The sequence below is a fragment of the Streptomyces sp. NPDC001492 genome (assembly GCF_053597275.1).
Genome location: NZ_JBSFHW010000110.1, coordinates 1 through 3,633 on the forward strand (window position 1 = coordinate 1; position 3,633 = coordinate 3,633).

Annotated in this window: 3 protein-coding genes and 1 pseudogene; 2 read left to right on the plus strand and 2 right to left on the minus strand. The window is 70.3% G+C overall.

The window, feature by feature from the left end; all coding sequences use genetic code 11:
• On the minus strand, positions 1 to 620 hold a 620-nt coding region (locus tag ACWC1K_RS50535), incomplete at its 3' end, for a cupin domain-containing protein (protein WP_450840967.1).
• A 115-nt stretch (positions 621 to 735) separates the two neighbouring features.
• Here ACWC1K_RS50535 and ACWC1K_RS50540 point away from each other — a divergent pair.
• Positions 736 to 1,764: an aldo/keto reductase gene (locus tag ACWC1K_RS50540; RefSeq protein ID WP_450840968.1), complete on the plus strand. Its 1,029-nt coding sequence runs from the start codon at positions 736 to 738 to the stop codon at positions 1,762 to 1,764.
• A 76-nt stretch (positions 1,765 to 1,840) separates the two neighbouring features.
• Positions 1,841 to 2,482 (plus strand): annotated as a pseudogene (locus tag ACWC1K_RS50545) (helix-turn-helix domain-containing protein); the annotation flags it as partial.
• A 16-nt stretch (positions 2,483 to 2,498) separates the two neighbouring features.
• On the opposite strand, the gene ACWC1K_RS50550 reads toward ACWC1K_RS50545, so the two are convergent.
• On the minus strand, positions 2,499 to 3,633 hold a 1,135-nt coding region (locus ACWC1K_RS50550), incomplete at its 5' end, for an RICIN domain-containing protein (RefSeq protein WP_450840969.1).

Genomic DNA, 3,633 nt, shown 5'->3' on the forward strand with positions numbered 1-3,633 from the left:
TCGACGGCGGGGCGCAGGCGCTCGTCGACGAGCAGGCGCAACCAGCCGGAGGGCAGGAGGGTCTGGTCGACGTAGCAGCGCAGCACCTCCAGCAGGAGCAGTTGGCTGTACTGCCGGATCGCGAAGGCCGAGCCGACCCGGTCGTCGGTGGCCTCCTCGAAGAGCCGCAGCACGGCGGCGAGCAACCGGTCCCCGTCTCCGGAGGCGGAGGACCGGATGTGGGCCACCGGCGGAAGCGACTCCAGCAGGAGCGTCCGCCCAGCCTCGTTCACGCTGACGGCCCCGCCGATCACCACGTCGTCGACAGCCGGGTCCGAGCCTGCGAAGCGGGCGGTGGAGAAGTCCGACTCCGGCTGGACCTCGTGGCGCGGCGCCGTGCCGGCCTCGAAGGCCACCCACGAGCGTCCGGTGAGGATGGCCACGTCTCCTGCCACGAGGTCGACCGGTTCGGCGACGCCGTGGGTGGTGAGCCGCGCGCGCCCGCTCACCATCGCGAAGAACTTGACCGGATCGGCTAGCGGCCCGCGGGACCACCAGCCGCCGCGGGCCGCCACGCCGCCGGTCAGCACGCTGCGCACCTCGACCAGGTCGAGCGCCTCGGAGAGTCGGTCGGGATCCATATCCGTACTCTCGCTCAAGTAATCCGGATTCACAAGTATTCATAGTCCGCTGGATGGCAGGCAGGCTGGTGTCAGCAACACAGCAGTGAGATCTGTAAGACCTGAAGGAGACACCATGCGCTACCGCAGCCTCGGCCGGACCGGGATCAAGGTCAGCCCCTACGCCCTCGGCACGATGATGTTCGGCGCCCTCGGCAACACCGACCACGACGACTGCGTCCGCATCATCCACCGCGCGCTCGATGCCGGCATCAACCTCGTCGACACCGCCGACATGTACGCGCACGGCGAGTCGGAGGAGATCGTCGGCCGGGCGCTGAAGGGTCGGAGGGACGACGTCGTGCTCGCGACCAAGGCCTGGTTCCCGATGAGCGACGAGCCGAACCACCAGGGCTCGTCCCGGCGCTGGCTGGTGCGCGCGCTGGAGGACTCGCTGCGCCGGCTCGACACCGACCACGTGGACATCTACCAGATCCACCGCCCGGACCCCGACACGGACATCGAGGAGACCCTCGCGGTCCTCACCGATCTGCAGCGGGCCGGCAAGATCCGCACCTTCGGCACCTCGGCCCTGCCGGCCTCCGACATCGTCCGGGCGCACTGGGTCGCCGAGCGGCGCGGGCTGGCCCGGCCGCGCACCGAGCAGCCGGTCTACTCGATCCTGAACCGGGGCATCGAGCGCGAGGTGCTCCCGGTGGCGCAGGAGTTCGGCATGGGCACCCTGGTCTGGTCTCCGCTCGGAGGCGGCCTGCTGACGGGGCGGTATCGCAAGGGCCAGGAGGCCGCGACGCACCGATCGAAGTTCGGCTTCCAGCAGCACACGGACGACCGTCGGCTCGACGTGGTCGAACAGCTCATCCCGCTGGCCGAGGAGGCCGGCCTGCCGCTCACGCATCTCGCGATGGGCTTCGTGCTCGCCCACCCGGGCGTGACGTCCGCGCTCCTCGGACCGCGGACCATGGAACACCTGGACGACCTGCTCGCGGGCGCCGACGTCACCCTGACCGACGACGTGCTGGACCGGATCGACGCGATCGCGCCGCCCGGCACCGACATCGGCATCCTCGACCACGCCTACCAGCCGCCGGTCATCGAGCGCCCCGAACTGCGCCGCCGACCGGCCGGCGAGCGCACCGCGGCATGACGCCGGCTCCGGCCGGAGCCCTGCCTGGCGGTTGGATGGGCGGTGGCATGCGTGAGGTCCGGCCGTTGGGGATGTGGTGGCTGCGCCTGTGCGTGTGCACAGGTTGACCGACCAGGAGGGGCAGAAGCTGCAGCAGATCGTGCGCCGGGGCAGCACCAGTTCGGTGCGGTTCCGGCGGGCGATGATGCTGCTGGCCTCAGCCGGCGGGAACCGGGTCCCGGCGATCGCCCCGGCGGCGCAGGCCGACGAGGACACCGTTCGAGAGGTGATACACCGGTTCAACGAGATCGGCCTGGCCTGTCTGACCCTCGGTGGGCGGGAGGCCGTCCCCGCCCTCTCAGCCCTGACGACGAGGACTTCGTCGTCCAGACGGCCGCCACCCCCCAACCAAGCTCGGCCAGCTGTTCACTCACTGGTCGATCCGGAAACTCGCCGCCTATCTGCGCAAAGTGCATGGCAGTGTGATCCGGATCGGCCGTGAGGCGTTACGGTGCCTGATCGCCCGCCGCGGCATCTCCTTCCAGCGCACCAAGACGGGAAGGAGTCCCCGGACCCCGAGCGCGACGCCAAGCCCGACCGCATCGAGCACGTCCTAGACCGCTTCCCGGACCGCGTGTTCGCGTTCGACGAATTCGGCCCTCTCGGTATCCGCCCCACCGCCGGCTCCGGCTGGGCGCCTGCTGGTCATCCCGAGCGGCGCCCCGCGACCTACCATCGCCTTGCTGTCCGGGTCCCTATCCGGTGGCGCGTTGGAAGGTCCATTGCTGGTTGGTGCTGCCCCTGTCGGTGTACTGGATCAGCGCGGCGCCGTCGGCCGTGCTGCCTGCGCTGACGTCGAGGACCTTGCCGCTGTTGCGGTTGACCACGACGAACGCGCCCCCGGTCAGCGGGCGCAGTTGCCATTGCTGGCTGGTGCGGCCGTCGGCGGTCGTCTGTACGATCCGCGCGCCGTCCGCGGTCGAGGAGCCTGATACGTCGAGGACCTTGCCGCTGTTGACGCAGGTGATGGTGTGGTAGCCGTCCGCTGTGGACTGGAAGGTCCACTGCTGGTTCGCTGCGCCGTTGCCGGGCCACTGGATCAGGCCGGCGCCGTCCGCCTTTGATGCGCCGGAGACGTCGGCGACCTTGCCGCTGCGGACGCTGACGCATGTGTAGGCCCTGGTGGGGGCGATGGTGTACTGCACGGAGTCGACGTCGACGTAGCCGGTGTTGTTGGGGTTGTAGGTGTACAGGCCGATCCGGTCGCCGCGGTATCCGCCCCAGGTGAGCTGGTAGGTGCCGCCGAAGGAGGTGAACGCGCTGCCGTCGAGGCTGTAGGAGAACTGGCTGACGCCGTTGACGTCCCAGGTGGTGCGTAGCCACACGGCGTTCTGCGTGACGACCGGGCCGTTGGTGAGGGTGCCGCCGGCGTTGTGCGCGATCGTGGTGGTGGTCCCGGAGCGGCGGACGCCCAACCCGGCGTAGGTGGCGGCGTAGTGGCACAGTCCGGCGTGCTGGCCGTCGGCGAGGCCGGCCAGTTCGAGGCGGACGGTCACCGTCGCGCCGTCCGCCGTGCGCAGCACCCGCTGGGTGAGGGTGTTGCCGACCTTGGTCAGGTTGTCGGCCGCCAGCGGGGCGAACGCCTTCAGCCTCAGATAGCCGGGGCGTTCGGTCAGCGACCAGTGGTCCGCGCGGGGTTGGTAGTACCACTCCCACTGGGGCTTGAGGCGGGTGTCGGTGAACAGGTCGCTGGTCACCACGGAGGGAAGCGCATCGACCGGCAGACCGGGGGTGTCGCCGGCGGGGACCTGGCCGGTCCACACCATGGTGCCGATGCCGTCCGTGCCGACCTGGCCCAGGATGGGCCAGCCGTCGATCCAGGTCACGGGC